The following is a 653-nucleotide window of genomic DNA, read 5'->3' as shown; positions in this document are numbered from 1 at the left end:
GCATAGGGAGAGACATACGTGACCACGATCGCGTTCCTCGGTTTGGGACACATGGGCGGTCCGATGGCGGCCAACCTGGTCGCAGCAGGCCATACGGTGCACGGCTTCGATCCCGTGCCGGCATCGAAGGCAGCGGCTGAAGCCAAGGGTGCCAAGGTCTTCGACACCGGCGCCGAGGCCGTGGCCGGTGCCGAAGTGGTGATCACGTCACTGCCCAACGGCAACATCGTCAAAGCGTGTTACGCCGAGGTGCTGCCCGTTGCGCCGAAAGGCACGTTGTTCATCGACACCTCCACCATCTCGGTCGACGACGCCCGCGAGATTCACGCGAAGGCAGGCGAACATGGCCTCGCCCAACTCGACGCGCCGGTGTCCGGCGGCGTGAAGGGCGCGAGCGCGGGGACGCTGGCCTTCATGGTCGGCGGTGAGGACGAGGCGGTCGAACGCGCCCGCCCGGTGCTGGAGCCCATGGCGGGCAAGATCATCCACTGCGGTGGATCGGGCACCGGTCAGGCCGCCAAGCTGTGCAACAACATGGTGCTCGCGGTGCAGCAGATCGCCGTGGGCGAGGCCTTCGTCCTGGCCGAGAAATTGGGTCTGTCTGCGCAGTCATTGTTCGACGTGATCACCGGTGCGACCGGCAACTGCTGGGC

1 protein-coding gene is annotated in these 653 nt (G+C 66.3%); it reads left to right on the top strand.

The genetic code is table 11. From position 1 onward, the window contains the following. Positions 1-18: 18 nt before the first annotated feature. Positions 19-653 (top strand): NAD(P)-binding domain-containing protein (locus IMZ11_RS43170; protein WP_228649434.1); only part of this gene is annotated, 635 nt, incomplete at its 3' end.

The sequence above is a fragment of the Microtetraspora sp. AC03309 genome, assembly GCF_020826795.1.
GTDB classification, from domain to species: domain Bacteria; phylum Actinomycetota; class Actinomycetes; order Streptosporangiales; family Streptosporangiaceae; genus Microtetraspora; species Microtetraspora glauca.
This window is presented reverse-complemented; position numbering and strand designations above follow the sequence as displayed.